This is a genomic window from Candidatus Hydrogenedentota bacterium (assembly GCA_019637335.1).
Lineage (GTDB): Bacteria > Hydrogenedentota > Hydrogenedentia > Hydrogenedentales > JAEUWI01 > JAEUWI01.
Genome location: JAHBVV010000034.1, coordinates 22349 through 42775, shown reverse-complemented (window position 1 = coordinate 42775; position 20427 = coordinate 22349). Strand labels below are relative to the sequence as shown.

Genomic DNA, 20427 nt, shown 5'->3' with positions numbered 1-20427 from the left:
TCCCGGGAACGCCGGACGGGGGCGCCGGGGGCGCGAGTCTGCGAATACGGTAAAAAACTGTACCACAGGCGGTGACCGGGGCGCAATACTTACGGTTCAACCGTTTGACAGTTTTACAGAACGCGTGCTAGACTGCCCCCTGCGTCGCCGCGACGCCCTTCAGCGCACGCTTCCTTCAGAGAAAGGCCCCCCCGAATGTTTATCGGTAGTAAGTCGGACAGCACCGTCTTTGACGTATTCAAGATCGGTCTTGAGAACCTGATTCGCGAGATGGGTATGCCCACCGCGGTGACCTTCACCACGGCCAACGCTACGATGGTCGCCAAGGCGCCGGATCTAACCAGGCGCGTCGATGTGCTCAAGGTAACCTTCGATCTCCGCGACGGGGTGAACATGGAGGAGATCGACGCCGCCCTGAAGGAGACCAATATCCAATGCCGCGTTGAACGGAAGAACGGCAAGTGCACGATCACGGTGCCGCCCTTCGAGTTGCGCCAGGTCAAGCATCTGGCGCCCATCGACGGGGTAATCGAGCGGTACGTGGCCGAGAGCCTGCGATCCATGACCTGGACGCTCCGCGCGGACGAGTTCGTAAAGTCGGACTTCAACATCAACGTGCTCATTGAAATGATGGAGCAGCGCGGCGCCTCCGATCTGCACCTGCGCGCGGGCAACCGGCCCTATATCCGGATCGACGGGGACCTGCTGCCGCTGGATCTGAACATCATCTCCGCCGACGACATGCGGCAGATCGTGCTGGAGCTTGGCGGGGAATCCGAGATGCATTTGCTGGAAACCGAGAAGGAATCCAGCTTTCAGTACCACGCGGCGGGGGTGGGCTACCTCCGCTGCTCGGGCTATATCAAATCCGGCGCGATGGCGCTCGCCATCCGCCTGATTCCCGAGGAGCCGATTCCGCTCCACAAGCTTGACCTCCCAAAGACCGTCGAGAAGATCTGCTGGATGCACCGCGGCCTCTTTCTCGTGTGCGGGATTACGGGCAGCGGCAAGTCCACGACGCTGGCGGCGATGGTGGATTTCATCAACGAGCAGCGCCAGGCGCACATCATCACGACGGAAGATCCGGTCGAATTCGTGTACAAGGACAAGAAGAGCATCATCTCCCAGCGCATGGTGGGCCGGGACACCTTCTCCTTCGCAAACGCGCTGCGCGGGGCGCTCCGCGAAGACCCGGACGTGATCCTGGTGGGCGAAATGCGCGACGTGGACACGATCCGCGCGGGTCTGAGCGCGGCGGAAACGGGGCACATGGTGTTCAGCACGCTGCACACCACCACGGCGATCGACACGATCAACCGCATGATCAGCTATTTCCCGCAGAGCGAGCGCGATCTGGTCCGCCAGGAGCTTGCGTATACCCTGGCGGCGGTGGTCTGCCAGCGCCTGCTCAAGCGCAAGGGCGGCGGGCGTATTCCCTGCGTTGAAGTCCTCATCGGCGGACGCCCCATCGTGCGCGACGCCATCGTCGAGGGCGATCTCGACAAACTGCACGGCATCATGGAGCAGGACAGCGAGATGAAGAGCTTCGACCAGTACGCGGTGGAGCTTTTCAAGGCCGGTATTGTCGAGAAGGCCGAGGCGATTTCGGCATGCGCCGACGCCGAGGCCTTTGAGCGGGTGATGTCGGGCATTATGTCGTCGACTGGTAAGCTGTTGAAGTAGGGAGGCGTTCGGGGTGGCGTTGGTGGATCGGGCCGGGACATACCCCCGCGTTTTGGGTTTTGTGGCTGGGATTGGGAGTTGAGTTGGACGGGCGGTTTTCTGGGTGGGGTATGGCGTCCGTGCGGCGGTACGTCCCTTGGTTGCGCCATCGCGTGACGCGGTGGGCTCGGGCCGGGACATACCCCCGCGTTTTGGGTATTGTGGCTGGTGCGTGGGAGTTGGGTTGGACGGTCGGTTTGCCGGGTGGGGTTTGGCTTCTGTGCGGCGGTACGTCCCTTGGTGGCGTTTGTGCGGGGTGCGTCCCCTGCCCGGAGCTCGGTTTCCTTGATTCACCGGAGGGGTTCTGATTAACTGTTTCCGTTGAGCGGCCCGGGATGTTGGGAACGCGGCGGCGCGCTGGCGGCGCCGTCCGGGCGTGCGCTCAGTTTCCGGCGGTGGCATGCCGCGCGCCGCAGCACGATACACGGGACAGTTACACGATGATTCATGCTTTCGCGGCGTTGCGCGCCGCACTTCGGGTGTTTGTAGTTTGCGCGGGGTTGCTGGCGGGGGTGTCCGCCGGGGCGGATGCGGCGACGCCGCTGTTTATCGAGGGCTACGCCGGCCAGTTGAGCGTTGCGCCGGGCGAGGAGGTCAGCTTTCACGTTTCGTCCGGCGCGACGAAATTCGAGGCGGAGATCGTGCGCCTCGGCGCGGAAAACGAGACCGTCTGGATCGGGAAGGATCTCCCCGGGCAAGCCCACCCGATTCCGGAGAACGCCTCCTCCCACGGGTGCCAGTGGCCGGAGTCCTTCCGCGTGACCGTGCCCGCCGAGTGGCGCAGCGGCTACTACCACGTGGTGTTTCGGGCGTCGGACGGCGGCGGGAAGTTCACGCACCGGGGACGCCGGACGGCGGAGTCGAGCGCGTACTTCGTGGTGCGCCCGGCGGCGCCCGGCCAGAACACGAAGATCCTCCTGCAACTCACCACAAACACCTACAACGCCTACAACAACTGGGGCGGCCTGAGCCTGTATGCGTACAACGGGCGCGCGGGCGTGCAGGGCAATCGCGTATCCTTCGATCGCCCCGGTGGCAGCCAGTTCTCGAACTGGGAGCTGCCGTTCGTGCAGTGGGCGGAGCGCAACGGCTACACGCTCGACTTCGCGGTGAACTCGGACCTTGAATTCCGGCCGGAACTCCTGGAGAACTACCGGCTCGTGCTCAGCGTGGGCCACGACGAGTACTGGTCCACGCCGATGCGCGATCATTTGGAGGCGTTTATCGCGAAAGGCGGAAACGTGGCGTTTTTCAGCGGCAACACCTGCTGCTGGCAGGTCCGCAGCGAGGACGCGGGGCGCGCGCTGGTGTGCTGGAAGGAAAACTACTTCAAGGATCCCGTTTTCGCGACGGGCGACTATACGCTGCTCACCACGCTCTGGAGCCACCACCTGGTGCGGCGTCCGGAGAACCAGCTCACCGGCGTCGGTTTCCTCTGGGGCGGCTTCCACAAGAGCCACGACCAATTCATGGACGGGAGCGGCGCGCTGACAGTGCACCGTCCGGAGCACTGGATCTTCGAGGGCACGGGCCTGAAGCGGGGCGACGAGTTCGGCGGGGAGAACACGATCGCCGGGTACGAGTGCGACGGCGCCGAGCTCGAATGGCGCGATGGCCTGCCCTACCCCACGCACCGGGACGGGACGCCGGAGAGCTTCACCGTGCTCTGCACCGCGCCGGCGCGCTGGCACCCGGGCGACAGCGAGTGGTATGAGCGTTGGGAAAAAGGGCGCACGGGCGCGGCGTGCCTCGGGCTGTACACATCCCCCGGGGGCGGCACGGTGTTCACCTCGGGCACGACGGACTGGGCGCACGGCCTGCGGGGCGGAACGCCGGAAGTGGAGCGGATCACGAAGAATATACTCGACCGGCTGTCAAAGTAGGCAGGGCCGGCAGGGACTTCAGAATCGTACAATCTGCCGTCGCTGATGTCGCTGATGTCGCTGATGTCCCTGATGTCCCTGATGTCCCTGACGTCCCTGCCGTCCCTGAAGTCCCTGATGTCCCTGCCGTCCCTGAAAAACTGTGAGGGTGGGCCAGAATTGCCACTATTCACGACAGAATGGGTTCTATGAACACAAGCAACACCCTGTATCGCGCAACCGGCCTCCTGATTATTGCCGTGATTCCCTTCGTAACGTCCGCGCCGGCGCAGGAGGGCGTTCCGGCGGAGCGTCCCCGCGTGCGCCCGCCTTCCGCGCTGACGGGCTGGGCGGACTGGGAGCGGGGCGAAGAACTGCTGAAGCGCATCGACGTGCCGCCCGCGCCGGTGTTGTCACCCGAGCAGGCGCTGGAATCGTTCCGGGTGGCCCCGGGCTACCGCGTGGAGCTGGTGGCGGCGGAGCCGTTTGTGCAGAACCCGATTTTCTTCGAGTTCGACCCCGACGGGCGCATCTGGGTGGTGGAGTACCAGGGCTACATGCGCGATCTCGCGGGCAGCGGCGAGGACGACCCGATCTGCCGCGTGGTGGTGCTGGAGGATACGGACGGGGACGGGCGCGCGGACAAGCACACGGTCTTTCTGGATGGCCTCGTGATGCCGCGATCGCTGGCCTTTGTGGAGGGCGGCGTGCTGGTGCAGGAGCCGCCGCTCCTCTGGTTCTGCGAGGACACCGACGGCGACCTCCAGGCCGACCGGCGCATTGAGGTGGGCGAGATGGGCGTGGCGGGGAATCCGCAACACACGGCGAACGGCCTGCGCTACGGGATCGACAACTGGCTGCACTGCGCGGACTGGGGGAAGCGCTACCGCTGGCGGGACGGCGCGCTGGAGGAGGAGGCGACCATCAAGCGCGGCCAGTTCGGCGTGACGTTTGACGAGACCGGGCGCTTCATGACGTGCTACGAAAACCGGGCGCTCTTCGGCGACTATCTGCCGGCGGACGTCTTGCTGCGGAACCCGCATCTCGTGCGCGTGTTTCAGCGGGGCGGCGCGGACCGGCGGGGCTTCGGCGTGAACGTGGACTTTGCGGCGAACGCGCAGGAGGTCTTCCCCATCCGCGTGACGCCCGCGGTGACCCTGGGCGCGCTGGAGCTGCGCGACGACGGGCGCCTCCAGACCTACACCATCGCGAGCGGGACCTGCTACTACGACGGCCACCAGTTCCCCGAGGACGCGCGACGGAATGTGTTCGTGCCGGAGTCGGGCGGGCACCTGATCGGGCGGCTCGTGTTGGATGAGGGGATCGCGCCGGAGGCCGCACGGCACTACCCGCCGGAGCAGGAATTTCTCGCGTCCACGGACGAGCGGTTTCGTCCCGTGAACGCGCGGGTGGGGCCGGACGGCGCCCTGTACATCGCCGACATGTACCACGGGATCATCGAGCACGTGATCTTCATGGTGCCGTGGCTCACGAAACAGATCGAAGAGCGGAAGCTGAACGAGGGGAACGACCTGGGGCGCATCTGGCGCGTGGTCGCGGAGGACCGGCCCATCGACCGGCGATCCCCCGCGCTCTCCACGGCTTCGACGGAAGAACTCGTGGCGGCGCTCGGCCACCCGAACGGCTGGCATCGCCTGACCGCGCAGCGCCTGCTCGTCGAGCGCGCGGACGCGTCCGCGGTCCCCTTGCTGCGCGCGGCCGCCGGCGGGTCCAATCCGCTCGCGCAGTTGCACGCGATCTGGACGCTGCACGGCCTCGACGCCCTCGACGCGGACAGCCTGCGGGCGGCGCTCGCAAGCGGCGATGAACGCGTGCGCGCCGCCGCCGCGCGCCTGGCGGGTGCGGACTCCGCGATGCTGCCGGATGTGCTGGCTGTGGCGTCCGATCCGGGCCCGATGGCGCGGCTGCACGCGGCGATGGCCCTGGGCGCGCTGGACGAGCCCGAGGCCGAGGCGGCGCTGGCGGATCTCGTCGCGCGCGAGGCGCATCCCCTGTTCCGCACCGCCGCGCTGACCGGGCTGGCCGGGCGCGAGCTGGATTTCCTCCGGCGCTGGCTGGACCTCGGCGTGGAAGATGGCGCGTTTGTTTCGCTCATCGCGCAGTGCGTGCTGGAGGAGGCCGCGCCGGCGCGGGTCGCGGCGTTGTTCACGCTGTTCGAGGCCACCCCGGAGGATCAGGCGTGGCGGCGGGACGCGCTGCTCGACGCCTTCGCGAGGATCCGCTATCCCCAGCCTTTCGAACTGGCCGAAGAGCCCGCCGCGCTGACCGGGCTCCTGCGCGCGCCCGACGTGAACACGCGCGAGCGGGTGCTGGCGGCGCTCAACCAGTTCACGTGGCCCGGCGCGACCCTGCCCGACACCCTGACGCGGAACGCGCCCCCGCTCACGCCGGAAGAGGAAGCGCGCGTGCGCGCCGGCCAGGAGCTCTACGCCCAGGCCTGCACCTCGTGCCACCAGCCCCACGGCGGCGGCGTGCCCGGCGTCGCGCCGCCCCTCGTCGACAGCGAATGGGTGGGCGGGCCGCCGGAGCGCCTGATCCGCATTGTGTTGAACGGGCTCTACGGCCCCATCGAGGTGAACGGGCAGACCTGGAACCTGAGCATGCCCGCGTTCGGCGTCTACACCGACGAGGAGGTCGCCAGCGTCCTCAGCTACATCCGCCGGGCCTGGGGCAACGCCGCCGCGCCCGTGGACCCCGCGCTCGCCGCAGCCGTCCGCCAGGAGTCCGCCGGGCGCACGCTGCCCTGGCGCGCGGAGGAACTCGCGCTCGTCGCGCCCGAGGAGGCGCCCGAGGCCATCCGCCCCGGAGAGGACGGCGCGATCGACCTGCCCGCCCGCCTGGCCTCAGTCTTCGGGCAGCGCCTTGCCTACCGCCCCGCGCTCGACGTGCTCGCGCCGTGGGTCGTCGCCGAGGACATCGCCGAGTGGCGGGTGGAGGTCGCGGAAGCGGGCGACTACGACGTCGCCGTGCTGCTTGCCGCCGACAGCCGGTCCGCGGGCGATTTCTACGCGATCGAGACGGAGGGCAGCCGCGCGCGCGGTGAAGTGCCGGACACCGGCGGCTACGATCGCTTCCAGGAGCAGCCCAGCGGGCGGCTGGCCCTGCGCGCCGGCCTCAACCTCATCATCCTGCGCCCCGACGGCCCGCTGAAACAGGAGCTGGCGGATATCCGTGGCCTGCGCCTCGCGCCGGCGCGGTGAACTACCGCTCGAACGCCATAGCGCCGAAAGGTTCGCCATGCATTGGGAGCCAATGACTTCGGGAACGGTGTGCAATCGCAGGGCCTTTCTAAGCGGGCTTGCCGGCGCGGCCGGCGCGGCGATGCTTTTCGGGTGCGCGCATACCGGGCGGACTGGCCCGCCGCCCGCGAAGCGGACGCCGAATATCGTCGTCATTCTGGCGGACGACCTGGGCGTGGGCGACATTAACGCGCTGAATCCGGACGCGAAGATTCCGACGCCCCATCTCGACGCGCTTGTGCGCGAGGGCATGGCGTTTACGGACGCGCACAGCGCCTCCGCCGTCTGCACGCCGAGCCGGTACGCGCTGTTGACGGGCCGCTACGCGTGGCGCACGACGCTGCAGCGATGGGTGATCGCCCCGTACGAGCCCCCGCTCATCGCGCCCAACCGGCTGACGCTGCCGGGAATGCTCCAAGGGCGCGGCTACCACACGGCGTGCATCGGAAAATGGCATCTTGGCTGGGACTGGGCCGGCGAGGGGGACGGGCCGGAGAAACAGGCGGTGTTCGACGCGCCCATCGCGGGCGGGCCGACGACGCGGGGCTTCGACTACTACTTCGGTACGGACGTGCCGAATTTTCCGCCGTTCACCTTCATCGAAAACGACCGCGTTGTTGTGCAGCCCACGGACAGGAATACGGCCGACGACACAATTATCGTGGGATACGACGGGGCGCCCATGGCGCCGGGCTGGCGCTTCGACGAGATACTTCCAACGATCACCGATCGCGCGGTCTCGTATGTTCACGAACGCGCGCGCGCCGCGGAACCCTTCTTCCTGTTTTTCTCCATGACCTCGCCGCACGAGCCTATTTCCCCGTCGGCGCGCTTTCGCGGCGCCAGCGGCATCGCCCCGATTGCCGACTTCATCATGGAGACCGACTGGTCGGCGGGCCGGGTGATTCAGGCGCTGGAGGAAGCGGGCGTCGCGGAGGACACCCTGGTCGTGTTCACCGCCGACAACGGCGCCTCTCACTACACGGGCATGGACACGCTCCTGGAGCACGGCCACCAATCCAGCGGGCCATACCGGGGGCGCAAGGCGCAGATCTGGGAAGGGGGCCACCGAGTCCCTCTGGTCGTGCGCTGGCCGGGCGTCGTGGCCCCGGGAACGCGGAACGATCAGTTGATTGGGCTGAACGATCTGTTCGCGACAACCGCCGCCATCGTGGATGAGCGATTGCCGGACAACGCCGGCGAGGACAGCGTGAACATGCTGCACGTCCTGACCGGCGGCGTCGGGGTTCCGCCGCGGGACGCGATCGTCCACCACGATACGCGGGGCGGATTCGCGATCCGGCAGGGCCCCTGGAAATTGGTCATCCTCGTCGACTATGACACGCCACCCGTCTTCGAACTCTACAACCTGGAAGACGACCCGGGAGAAACGTGCAACGTCCGCGACGCGCATCCCGACATCGCCGATCGCCTGCTCGCGCTGCTGGAGCGCTACGTGGAGGAGGGCCGGAGCACGGCGGGCCCCGCACAGCCCAACGACACGGACGCGATCGATATTCGAGCCCGCGCCCGGGAACGGTGGGCCCCGCCGCGGTGAGGGCGCGGGGGGGATGGATCGATCCCATTTTGCGACAAACTACCCATATCACGCAGGGAAATCCAGAAAAACCGGCTCGGAATCGCCCGGAACAACCGGGGACAGCCACCTATTCTTGACAAATACCCGCTCCCGCGCTATACTTGCTCCATGCCAAGACTCGCACGCATCGTGGTGGCGGGAGAGCCCCACCACATCACCCAGCGCGGTAATAACCAGCAGGACGTCTTCTTTGTGGACGACGACCGGCGGGTGTACCTCCAATTTCTGCGGCAATACGCGAAGCGTTATCGGCTCCGCATCCACGGCTACTGTCTGATGACCAACCACGTGCATATCATTGCCGTGCCGGAGGTGGAGGAGGCCCTCGCCAACGCCATCGGGCGTACGCACTTCCGCTACAGCCAGTACATCAACCAGTTGCACCAGCGAAGCGGCCATCTCTGGCAGGGGCGTTTCCACTCCTGCACGCTCGACGAAGCCCACTACGGCAACGCGATGCACTACGTGGAACAAAATCCGGTCCGCGCGAAGATGGTGCGGAAGCCCTGGCGATACCCGTGGTCCAGTGCCGCCGTGCATGTGGGGGAGCGAAAGGACGACGGCCTGCTCGACCTCGACCGCTGGCGCGAGATCCACGGCAACGAAGCCCGCTGGCGCGCGGTGCTGGAGCAGGGGATCGACCCCGATTTCGCCGAAACCTTCCGCCGGAACACCCACACCGGCCGCCCCCTGGGCACGGCCGGCTTCCTGAGTATGCTGGAAGCCCAACTCGGCCGCCGCCTCCGCGCCCTGCCCGTCGGCCGCCCGCGGAAGATAAAGACGGGTGGCGGGAGGAGAAACTAGGTGTCTGTTTCTATTTGTGTCCCCATCCAACACGTGATAATCCGTGTGCAGGGTCAGCTTGCAATGAAGGGGTCATTGACACAGGTGATCCAAATTACGCAAAGGTAATGGATTGGGAGTCCAGCTTCAAAGAGTTTTATACGGGAAATTCGAGTACAGACAGCGGCGAAAAAATTGTCGCCAATGGACCTTGCGGCATGACATTGGCAGAAGCGGGGTATGTTCCTCCCCATGAGCGTGACTGGTAGCTGTGAAAATGCGCATATTGAGGAATGGAGGTCCCCATACATGCGATTCTTGACTGTACATACGTTTATCGCCGCGGTGTCCTTGGGTGTTGCTCTTTGGTCACCCGCTCAAGGTTGGTCTTGGACTCCGAGCGCCGAGTTCAATTTTACCGGGGCGGCCAGCGGTGGAACGCTTGAAATTGTCCACAAGCGGCATGAGGCCCATGCCTCGATCAAGGTCGTCACGAAGCCCGGCGATTCCCATGACCTAATTCGGGCAGCGATTAGGGAAGGCTTGCTGGCTTTTCCCGTGGAAGATTTCTTCGCTTCGGTCGCCACACGTCTTGATCCAGACTACCGTCAAAAATGGTCGCGGATACCTGGCCTATACCTGGCGGGCTCTCGCGGGGAGGTCGTCATCGGCGGTACAGAAACGGGACTCGGGCTGTTACCGCCCGTGGGCAGTGTTAGCGCGGGCTATGACGCGAAACAGCACCGCCACACGTTCCGCTGGCACGAGAAACATCGCTACACCTCGGTCTATGCATGTGGGTTGGGAGGCGGGGGTGTTCCAGTTAGCGGCACGAGGGATATCAAGGATCCAAGGCCCTTTCACTCCGTGCCTGCCGGAAGATTAGGCTCCAACATATATCGCTATGCGTATATTGTTGGATTCAAGGATGGCCTCCCGACGAACGCTTCTTATATATACACGTGCGAGACCGACCAGATAGAGTATTTCTACCACCCCTTTACCAATGGCATCGCGTCCAATTGGACCGGCTGGAATTCGCAGGATTCGCCGCTAGTCTTTAGAGAACAGATCTATCCTGATATGGAGTCCGTCACGGAAACCCAAGCGGGGATGATGGGCCATACTCGAGAGCTCGTGAGCCGGTGCGCACAGTCAATTCTGAGCGAAAGCCCGAATAGCCATGGCGGCATGTATCGATTCTTCATTGCCCAGACGCCGGGCCGGATCTTTCGGCCCGCGTTGCGTTGTCACATTATGGAAGAGGCGCAGGAATTCGAGGGTGAGTGGGCCTTTGAGATCATGACGGGGGTTGTGGACCCGGAGCGGGCCTACGAAATGGACAACGCCACGCGCATCGTGACGGCGGACGCCTGGGCGGAACTTGAGGCGAACGGGGAACAAATTTCGAAGTGGCGCTTTGACCAGACGATGGAGCACACGGACGACTGGATCATGAACCAGACCGGAGGGCAAGAGAGCGAAATTCCGCAGAAAGACATCGTTCTCGGCGAATCCAAGACCGCCGTGTTTTTCTGCGTCCGCCTGACGGGCCACAAGCCCAACGGCATCGCGATGGATGGCGTGCGCCTTGTAGACGTGACGGATGGTTTTCCAAACGCCGAGCTTCGCAAGAAAGAGCTTTGATTGCCTCGGCGTTGGCGCAGGCTATTCCTCGATTACCGAATTCTTCGACAACAACCCACCGGGAACTATCGGAAGCGTTCGCTATAGGCCATGAAAGCGCTTGCACGACGATCTATTTCGGAAAGGCAGATTCAACCGTCAAGTGCAACAATGGCTTCAAGCAGGACTTCGTGTGGCGCTCCGAAGTCGACGGCCCACGAATAACTAGGGACAGCCACCCATTAATCTATCTCTTGGTCTGGACATCACCACCTGTTACGTCAATGATGATTTCGGTGCCATGATTGAGATGACGGACCCGCGGGGTAAGGTTACGGAGTTCGAATATTCGCCACGGCGGACGCTTGGCGCTGATCCGAGCTGCGGCGGCGGCGGGCAGTTGGAACTGGTGCGGGACGCCCCGAACCCCGTGGCACGGAAGTGGTGGGGGCATGCGTTGAAAAAGCAAGGAGCAGGCAGCAATTTCGCCCCTTGATGCCGATGCATCCCGCGCGCGACGGCCCGCCACCGACCGGGACATACCCCCGCGCCGCGGCGTGACGCGTTGACGCTCCGGGCGCCATTGGACGCGAGGGCGCCTGCCGCAACGTCTGGCGCCTGTGCGCGGGTACGTCCCTCGGGCGCTCTTGTGGACGTCTGCGCCGCCAAGGGACGGGTGCGCGCCGGCCACCTCGAACCCGCGCACATAGACCAGCGTCCCGCGCAAGAGACCGCCGCCCTTCCCGAACACCGCCGGTGCGCGCGCCTGTCCCGGTCCGGGTAGCGGTGGGAGGCATGATTGTCGTGGTTTTGGCGTGTCGGTCCCCGGGGAAGACTTGGCACGGGCAAGCCCTTGCGGGCTTGTCCGTGGCACACCTGCGGAGAGGCTTGGATTCATGGGGCGATTTCGCCGCTCGTGTAGGATGTTGATGGCGGCGGTCGGTTGGCGTTGCTCCAGGCACACGAATCCGCCGGAGGCGGAATTGCGTGGCGCCGCCAAGGGACGGGTGCGCGCTGCTCACCTCGACCCCACGCACATAGACCGGCGTCCCGCGCATGCGACCGCCGCCCTTCCCGAACACCGCCGGTGCGCGCGCCTGTCCCGGTCGGGGTAGCGGCGGGAGGCGCGAACCACGGGGAGCGCGGGTCGAAGCGAACCCCGGGTTGCCCTGCTCCCCTTATCCGGCCAAATTACGGTAGAATGGAGCCGCAAAGTCGATTTCCACCCAGCAGAGAAGGCGCCGTGAACTATGACAGAACCACCCAATCCCACACCGCCGGAAAGAAAGCCGTCAACCTGGAAACACGTTGTCACCGTGGGCTGCGTGGGCGTGGTGACCGGCGCGGCCCTGCTGCTGGCCGCCCTGCTCGGGCTCTACGCCTTCTACCAGAAAGAGGCCATCCACAAAATGGCGGAAACGAAAGAACTGAAACCGGTCCGGCTGCTGGCGGACTACGGCTGGATGCTGGAAGACGCCGCGGGCGAGCCGGTGGACCTCCGCGCGCTGCGGGGCCGCGCGATCTTCCTGCACCTCTGGCGTCCAGAGTGCGTCTCGTGCGTCGCCGAAATACCCGGCCTGAACGCGCTCTACAACGATACGCAACACCTCGACCTGGCCTTCGTTTCCGTGGCGCTCGATCCGGATGCCGATCTGGACGACGCCGTCGCGCTGCACGGCGTCGAGTTCCCGGTCTTTACCGGAAAATCAGCGGAGATCCCCTCGGCTTTCGAGGCGCACAGCACCCCCACGACCTACATCATCGCGCCGGACGGCTTCATCGTGTTCCGCCACGCCGGCGCGATGGACTGGGACAGCCCCGACGCGCGCGGGTTTCTCGAATCGCTGGCGCAGACCAGCGAGCCGGCGCCGCCCGCGCAACGTGAACCGGCGCCGCCGGCCGAAACCGAAGCCCCGCCCGAACCCCTGGAACCAACCCAGCCCGGCAGGACGCCCATCCCGCCCGCCGAATAGCGCCCCTCACTCCCCCGCCCAGTCGAAGGGGCGGCCCACATCGGACTTCAGGAACGCGTCGACGAGTTCGGGGTCGAACCGCTCCCCGCGTTCTTCCTTGAGGTGCTTGATGGCCTCCTCGTGGCTCGCGTGGCCGCTCCGGTAGTGCCGCGGGCTCGTCATGGAGCAATACACATCCAGCACCTTCATGATCCGGGCAAGCAACGGGATCGCGCCCTTTTCCAGGTTCTTCGGGTACCCTTCGCCGTTCCAGCATTCGTGGTGGTAACGGACAATATCGGCCACGTCGGCATGGATCTGGTGCTCCAGGAGGAGGTCGGCCCCCATCGTCGTGTGCGCCTGAAGCAGCAGCCAGTCTTCATAATCGAGCACGGCCTTCTTCAGCAACACCTCGTTGCTCAACAGGATCTTCCCCACATCGTGGAGCAGCGCGCCGCGTTCGAGCGAAAACTGCTCATCCGCGTTGAGCCCCAGCGCCTTCGAAAAGCGCGTCGCGTGATCGCGAAGGCGCTCCGAGGATCCCATCACGAGCCCCTCGCGGCTGTCCACCGCCTCCGCCAGCAACACCAGCAGGCTGTCGTGCGCCAGCGCCATCGCCGCGGCCGCCGCGAGCGATGACGGCTCGGCGGGCGCCAGCGTCGCGCCGGATCCCGGCGGCAGCGCCGCGCCCAACGGCATCGGCTTGAGCTGGAGGCCCTGTTCCGCCGCCTCGGCGGCAAGCGCCTTATCCACGGTTTCGGTACCTGCGACGGCGATGCGCTTGAGCATTCCACTCTCCCTGTTCTGCGTGACACAGCCTGGTTTCCGCGCCATGGTACCAGCCCGCACGCCAAACGGCAACTTGAAATAGGCCCCGGGCTGACGTAGGATCAGGCGCCCGCGCGGTGGCGTCCGGCCTGAATGGGCAAGTGCCCCTCGGGCGGAAGCTCGGGACCGTCTCCCGCCTTGATTCAATACCCGCGCGCGCAAGGGCGCGCCGTTTTGCCGATTGCGTGGCAGGCGAAAGCCCGCCTCAGCCGCGGCGGGCCACCGTGTGGTTGCGCCGCCGCCCGCACCCTCGAAAAGCACCCCGATTCCCGGTAACGATCCGAATGATTTCACTGAATAGAGAACAAAAAGCCGCCGTAACCGCCGCGGACGGCCCGCTCCTCGTGCTTGCCGGGGCCGGAAGCGGCAAGACGCGCGTCATCATCGAACGCATGGCCTGGCTCGTCGAGGAGCGGGGCGTCGACCCCCGCTACCTCCTCGCGCTGACCTTCACCAACAAGGCGGCGGCGGAAATGCGCGAACGCTTCGCCCGCCGTCTGGAAGTGGATCGCGTGGCGTCGTGGCTCGGCACCTTCCACAGCTTCGCGCTCTTCGTCCTCCGCCGGGAAATCGAACACCTGGGCCGAAACCGGAACTTCACCGTCTTCGACGCCGCCGACCAGCTCAGCCTCATGAAGCGGCTCGTCAAGGCGATGCCCCGGGAAATGGCCGAGGTCTCCCCGCGCGACGCACTCCATTGGATCAGCAACCTCAAGCAGGAGGTGAAAGCCCCGGACCACGAGGCCGAGCCCGACGACCGCGCCGAGATCGCCTGCCGCTACCTCTGGGACGCGTACCACGCCGCGCTGAAGGCCGCCTCGGCCGTGGATTTCGACGACCTGCTCGTCTTGATGGTGGAGTTGCTGCGCGATTGCCCGGACGTCCGCGAACGCTACCAGCAGCGGTACCGACACGTGCTCGTGGACGAATACCAGGACACGAACCGCGCCCAGTACCTGATCGCGCGCTACCTCAGCGAGGGCCACGGCAATATCTTCGCCGTGGGCGACGAGGACCAGAGCATCTACTCCTGGCGCGGCGCGGATATCAACAATATCCTCGATTTCTCCCGGGACTTTCCGGACGCCTCGGTCGTCCGCCTCGAGCAGAACTACCGCAGCACCCAGACGATCCTCGACGCCGCCAACAACGTGGTCCAGCACAACATCAACCGCCTGGGCAAGACGCTGCGCACGGAAAGCGGCCCGGGAGACCGGGTGGGATTCTACCTGGCGGAGACCGGCGAGGAGGAGGCGGATTTCGTCATCCGGCACATGGCCCGGAAAGGCTATTCGCCCGCGCAGGTCGCGGTGCTCTACCGCACCAACAACCAGGCCCGCCTGATCGAGGAGGCGCTGCGCGCGAAGGATATCCACTACACCGTGGTCGGCGGCATCAAGTTCTACAGCCGCAAGGAAATCAAGGATGTGCTCGCCTACCTGCGGGTGCTCGCCAACCCGATCGACGACGAGGCCCTGCGCCGCATTATAAACGTCCCGGCGCGCGGCATCGGCGCGACCACCCAGGAGCGCCTGGAGGAATACGCCCAGCTCCGCAAGTGCTCCCTCTTGCAGGTCATGCGCGACACCGAACTCGACGAGACCCTCCCGGGGCGCGCGCGCAAGGCCGCCGGCGAACTCGTCCACCTCATCGACGACCTCGCCCTGGACGCGAAGGAACTCGATCTCGGCGACCTGGTCGAAAAACTGCTCGACGAAACCGGCTACCGCGACTTCATCCAGCAGAGCGACGAGAAGGACTTCCGCACGCGCCTCGAATCGCTGGACGAATTCGTGGTCTCCTGCCGCACGCGCGACGCGAAAGGCGAGCGTGGCCTCCTGCCGTTTCTACAGGATCTCTCGCTCATCGCCGACGTCGACACCTGGGACAGCGACGTGCCCGCCGTCACCCTCATGACGATCCACAGCGCGAAGGGCCTCGAATTCGACTATGTGTACCTGATCGGTCTGGAGGAGGGCCTTCTGCCCTTCGGCGTCGATTTCGGCGAGGAAGACAACCTCGAAGAGGAGCGCCGGCTCTGCTACGTGGCCATGACGCGCGCGCGCCAGGGCCTCGTACTGTCGGCGGCCACCTCGCGGATGCTCTACGGGCGCACCCACCCGAACCGCACCGTGTCCCGATTCGTGGGCGAGGCCGGGCGCAACCGCCTGGAGCACCTCAACACGCGCACCACCGCCCCGGTGGTGAAAGCCGCGCCGCCGAACGAAGCGGACGCGCCGGAGCCCGCGCTGAGAATCGGCACGCAGGTCCGGCATGCAAAGTTCGGCCCGGGTACGGTAATGTTTACCTCGGGTTCGGGCGACAAGTTGAAGGCGCGGATCCGCTTCAAGACGGGCCGTACGGCGTTGCTCATGGTCAAGCAGGCGCCGCTGGAAATACTGGAAGGAAAAGGCCGCTGATGCTGGAAGAATGCCGCAACGAAATCGACCGGATCGACGGGGACATCGTCCGCCTGCTGAACGAACGCGCGCGCTACGCGCAGAAGATCGGCGAGATCAAAAAGGAATCGAACGCCCCGATCTACGTTCCCGAGCGGGAAAAGGACGTGATGGAGAAGCTGGCCCGCCTGAACACAGGGCCGCTGCCGGACAGCGCCATGACCGCGATCTACCGCGAAATCATCAGCGCCATGATCGCCCTGGAGCGCCCGATCAGCGTCGCGTTCCTCGGCCCGCGCGATACCTTCAGCCACATGGCCGCCATGCAGGTTTTCGGCGGCTCCGCCGAATACCATCCCCTGCCTTCCTTCACCGACATCTTCACCGAGGTCGAGCGCGGCCGCGTCGACTACGGGATCGTGCCCGTGGAAAGCTCCATGGGCGGCTCGGTAAGCGACACCCAGGATCGCTTCATCTCGTCCGACCTCAAGATCATCAACGAAATGCTCCTCCACGTCACGCAGAACCTCCTGGCGGCCTGCCCGCTGGAAGAGGTGAAGCGCGTCTACTCCAAGGACAACGCCCTGCTCCAGTGCCGCAACTGGCTCCGGGCGAACCTGCCCGGCGCGGAGCTCATCGAAACCTCCAGCACCGCCGAGGCCGCCCGCCGCGCGGCGCTGGAAACCGGGGCCGCCGCCATCGCCAGCAAGATGGCCGCCACGACCTATTCGCTGAAGCTCCTCGCCGAACGCATCGAGGACGCGCCCCACAACTTCACCCGCTTCCTGGTGCTGGGACGCCAGCCGGTGAAGCCCACCGGCGACGACAAAACGTCAATCATGGTGTCCATCAAGGACAAACCCGGCGCCCTCTTCAACCTGCTCGTGCCCTTTTCCGAAGCCGGCATCTCGCTCACCCGGATCGAGTCGCGGCCGTCACAGAAAAAGGCCTGGGAATACGTCTTTTTCATCGACATACTGGGCCACATCGACGACGAGCCCGTCCAGAAAGCCCTGGCGAAACTCGAGGACCAGGTGCACACCCTGAAGGTGCTCGGTTCCTTCCCCCGGGCCCCCCTGCCCTCCTGACCACCCATCCCCCTCCAAGACACAAAAAAAACCGCCTGCCCAACGTCAAGCGTTGCGCAGGCGGCCTGTCGAACGTGTAAATTACAGTTCGATCGCCGGCAGGCCGATACCCGTAAGGATGGGGTTGATCAGGCCAAGGATCAGGCCGGTCACGAAAGCAGCAATGCTGTTCTCGATGCCTGTGGCGATGGCGTTGAAGATGTTCTCGAAAAGGTTTCCGTCACTGTGCATGATCATTTCTCCTTCATTCTGACACACAACTTAAGTTGTACTCGAGCAATCGCGCCTCCAGAGCGCGGTCACCACACCTTACCTACATCCGGCATAAACGTTACACACGGAATGTTTTCGTATGGGCCGGACACTACAGGTTTGGGCAATTGGCACAAATATGAACCGACCACCACTAGACCTTGTGCGTACTTTACACGATCTGCCGGCGGAATGTCAATAGTTTGAATTCGGCCAATTCGAATTGAATCAGCGTCCCCAACCGCGTCGCATCCCGGCAACGCGCCTGTATGTCCATACCCGATTCCGGGCCGATTTTGTCCGGCGCCGGACAGCCGCGGCGCAAATTGCGCGCCGCAAACCGCAAGACTACCATGTCGTCGGCCCTTCCCGCAACCCCGCGAACCGGAATCGTTGGCGGGCGGCGAGTCGCGAACGTCGCGGGCAACGGCGCAACTCGGCCCCGCCGCGACAGCTCCACGACACCCACGACCCGGAGAGCATTCCGATAGAATGGCCGACGCCTCCCCCCTATCGCGGCTACCGCCCCCCGCCGAGGCGCTGCAACGCGCCCGCGATCCCGCCGAGAAGCTCGCCGATTTTCGCGGCGGTGTCCGGGTCGGGCATGGGCAGGCGCAGTTCGGGCCTCCCGGTTTCCTTGTTCTCGTGAACGAAACGGGAAGCGCCGTTTCCACCGGCGCTTCGGGCCGCGCCCTGGCCGCCGCGCTTCTCGATCTCGCCGAGCAGCGCGAGGCCGGCCTGAAGCAGCGCATTCCACGGCGCCTCCTCGGCTGCGGCGGGCCGTTCCGTTGTCGCGGCGCCCGGCGCGCGGGCAGGCTCCACCGGAGCCCCGCTGTCCGCATCCGCCGCCGGCGCTTCCGCGGGCCCGCCGTCGCGCGCGTCGCCCGCTTCGGCGACGGGCGCATCCTGCGGGGTGGCCGCGACGACCTTTTCGACGGTTTCCATGAATTTCTGCATGCGGGTGCCGCCGAGAAAGACCTCGCTCTCGCCCCCGTCGAGCACGCCCTCGAACATCGAGGTCTTGAACTTGAGCGTGTCGAGCATCCCCTCCTCGATGCCCCCGCGCGAAATAAAATGGTAAACCGAGACGGGTCGGTGCTGGCCGAGCCGGTGCACCCGCCCGATGCGCTGTTCGAGCACGGCGGGGTTCCACGGCTGGTCCATGATAATAACGGCGGAAGCCTCCTGGAGGTTCAAGCCCACGCCGCCGGAGTCGGTGCAGAGAAGGATGGGGCAATCCGCGTCGCCCTTGAACCGCTCCAGCGCCTCCTTGCGCCTCTTCCCGTCGAGGGATCCGTGGTAGTAGGCGTAGCCGCGCCCCTCCGCCTCGAGCCGCCGGATAAGTTGCTCGTGGGTCCCGAGCCACTGGCTGAATATAACCACCTTGCTCTCGGGATCCGCAAGCACATCGTCAAGCAGCAGCGCGCATTCGTCCATCTTGGTGCTGTGGTCGGTTTCCTTATCCACGAGGAAGGTGCTGTTGCAGGCCATGCGCATGGTCTGCAATAGGCACATGAGCCGGCGCTGGTCCTCTTCGGTCAGGAAGCCATACTTCCGCCACTTCGCCAGAATCTTTTTCACCAGATAGTCGGCGTCGTCGTGGACCTGCCGCTGTTCGCGGGTCATATCCACGAACAGGTAGCTATCCGAACGATCCGGCAGCTCCTGGAGCACGTCCGCCTTGCGCCGGCGCACCAGGACGCCCGCCAGGCTCTCCTTGACCTTGTCGAGATCGCGGTAGCCGATGACCCGCCCGGATTCGTCCACGTGCTGGTGGGCATGGAGAAACTTGAACAGGGGCCCGAGGTGGAACTTGTCCACAAACTCCATAATCGAATGCAGTTCGGAAAGCCGGTTCTCCAGCGGCGTGCCCGTGAGCACGATGGCGAAGCGGGAATCGAGCTGCTTGATCGCCCGCGCGCGGCGGGTGTCCCAGTTCTTGATGCGCTGGGCCTCGTCCAGGATGACCACATCCGGCGCCCATTCGCGGATGAGCTCCATGTCGCGCTCGATGGTCTCATAGTTGGTCAGCTTGTAGAACGAGGGGCTGGCGTACGTGGCTTTCCGCTGCGGCCACAGGCCTTCCACCACCGCCGCGTCGCGCCCGGCGAACCTCTCCACCTCCTGGCGCCACTGGTGCTTCAGCGCCGTGGGCGAGACCACGAGCACGCGCTCGACCCCGGCAACCCGGGCCAGAATTTCGACGGCGGCGATCGCCTGGATCGTCTTCCCGAGGCCCATGTCGTCCGCGATGAGGCTGCGGCCCGCCTTCGCCGCAAAGATCGCGCCCTGGCGCTGGTAGGGGTAAAGCTTCACGCGCAGCAGGCTGTTCAGCCGCGCCGCCCCACCCCGGCCCCCGTAGTCCTTCGCGATACGCGCCGCGCGGTGGGCGTCGTCCCGGCGGGCGGCGACGAAGGATAGCACGTCCTCGTAGATCCGGATTTCGTGGGGCTGCCGCCGCGCCTCGCGCACGAATTTTTCAAACGACTCCGCCGCCTTCTCGCCGAGGCGCCCTTCGGCGTCGAAGTAGCGATCCAGCAGGCGCGCCGCGCGCACGTCGCACGCCGATCCGCGGGTCAGGTGCACCGCGCGCTCGGCGCCGTAGCGCAGGTACACCTCGGAATAGGGCGGGTGGTAGCCTTCGCGCAGCGCCTTCTTCCCCCCGCGCTTGCGCGCCAGCTTCGCGAGAAGCCACTCGATGTGCTTGCACGTTCCGAGCGTATTCACCGCGAAATCCGGGCACGAACAGAAATTGTCCCCCAGATTCGCCCCGCGGATCGCCACCCGGTAGGTCCGCCCGCTCCCGGGATTGTGCACCGTAAACGAGGAAAAGATCGGGTCCTCGCCCAGGTTACGCTCGCGGAAGTTCTGCTCGCGCCCGTACTCCCGCCGCAGCGCCACCTGCCACGCCTCCAGCGTCATCGAGAGCGGCTTTCGCGTGCGGGACGTGCGCTGCGGCTTCTTGGCGACCTTGCGGCGGGGCTTGGCTTTGGCGGATAGGGTCCTGGCGGATAGGGTCTTGGCGGGCATGGGGCGGCGGTCCTTTCTTCCGGCG

12 protein-coding genes are annotated in these 20427 nt (G+C 65.5%); 9 read left to right on the top strand and 3 right to left on the bottom strand.

Going from position 1 to position 20427, the window contains the following annotated elements; all coding sequences use genetic code 11:
• Window positions 1-195 precede the first annotated feature (195 nt).
• The 7 genes from KF886_24030 to KF886_24000 all read left to right on the top strand — a co-directional run bounded on the left by KF886_24030 (window position 196) and on the right by KF886_24000 (window position 12826).
• Window positions 196-1683 (top strand): PilT/PilU family type 4a pilus ATPase, encoded by a 1488-nt coding sequence (locus KF886_24030; GenBank protein MBX3180430.1) that lies wholly within the window; start codon window positions 196-198, stop codon window positions 1681-1683.
• Window positions 1684-2234: 551 nt separating this feature from the next.
• Window positions 2235-3605, top strand: a complete 1371-nt coding sequence (locus KF886_24025; GenBank protein ID MBX3180429.1) for a hypothetical protein — start codon at window positions 2235-2237, stop codon at window positions 3603-3605.
• Between the two features lie 188 nt (window positions 3606-3793).
• Window positions 3794-6805 (top strand): c-type cytochrome, encoded by a 3012-nt coding sequence (locus tag KF886_24020; protein ID MBX3180428.1) that lies wholly within the window; start codon window positions 3794-3796, stop codon window positions 6803-6805.
• 37 nt (window positions 6806-6842) lie between these two features.
• A complete protein-coding gene (locus KF886_24015) occupies window positions 6843-8402 on the top strand; it encodes an arylsulfatase (protein ID MBX3180427.1) in 1560 nt (519 codons plus the stop codon).
• 150 nt (window positions 8403-8552) lie between these two features.
• Entirely contained in the window at window positions 8553-9248 is a 696-nt protein-coding gene (locus KF886_24010; protein ID MBX3180426.1) for a transposase, read from the top strand.
• Window positions 9249-9536: 288 nt separating this feature from the next.
• Entirely contained in the window at window positions 9537-10874 is a 1338-nt protein-coding gene (locus KF886_24005) for a hypothetical protein (protein ID MBX3180425.1), read from the top strand.
• Window positions 10875-12103: 1229 nt separating this feature from the next.
• Complete coding sequence (locus KF886_24000; GenBank protein MBX3180424.1) at window positions 12104-12826, top strand: TlpA family protein disulfide reductase; 723 nt, start codon at window positions 12104-12106, stop codon at window positions 12824-12826.
• A 6-nt stretch (window positions 12827-12832) separates the two neighbouring features.
• On the opposite strand, the gene KF886_23995 is transcribed toward KF886_24000, so the two are convergent.
• A complete protein-coding gene (locus KF886_23995) occupies window positions 12833-13594 on the bottom strand; it encodes an HD domain-containing protein (GenBank protein MBX3180423.1) in 762 nt (253 codons plus the stop codon).
• Between the two features lie 323 nt (window positions 13595-13917).
• Between KF886_23995 and KF886_23990 the strand changes: the two genes are divergently transcribed.
• Entirely contained in the window at window positions 13918-16053 is a 2136-nt protein-coding gene (locus tag KF886_23990; GenBank protein MBX3180422.1) for a UvrD-helicase domain-containing protein, read from the top strand.
• Entirely contained in the window at window positions 16053-17120 is a 1068-nt protein-coding gene (pheA, locus tag KF886_23985) for a prephenate dehydratase (protein ID MBX3180421.1), read from the top strand. The genes KF886_23990 and pheA overlap by 1 nt, the downstream gene beginning before the upstream one ends.
• A gap of 81 nt (window positions 17121-17201) precedes the next feature.
• On the opposite strand, the gene KF886_23980 is transcribed toward pheA, so the two are convergent.
• Together KF886_23980 and KF886_23975 are read right to left on the bottom strand one after the other, a co-directional pair.
• Window positions 17202-17351, bottom strand: a complete 150-nt coding sequence (locus tag KF886_23980) for a hypothetical protein (GenBank protein ID MBX3180420.1) — start codon at window positions 17349-17351, stop codon at window positions 17202-17204.
• A gap of 540 nt (window positions 17352-17891) precedes the next feature.
• Complete coding sequence (locus tag KF886_23975) at window positions 17892-20402, bottom strand: DEAD/DEAH box helicase (GenBank protein ID MBX3180419.1); 2511 nt, start codon at window positions 20400-20402, stop codon at window positions 17892-17894.
• Window positions 20403-20427 lie beyond the last annotated feature (25 nt).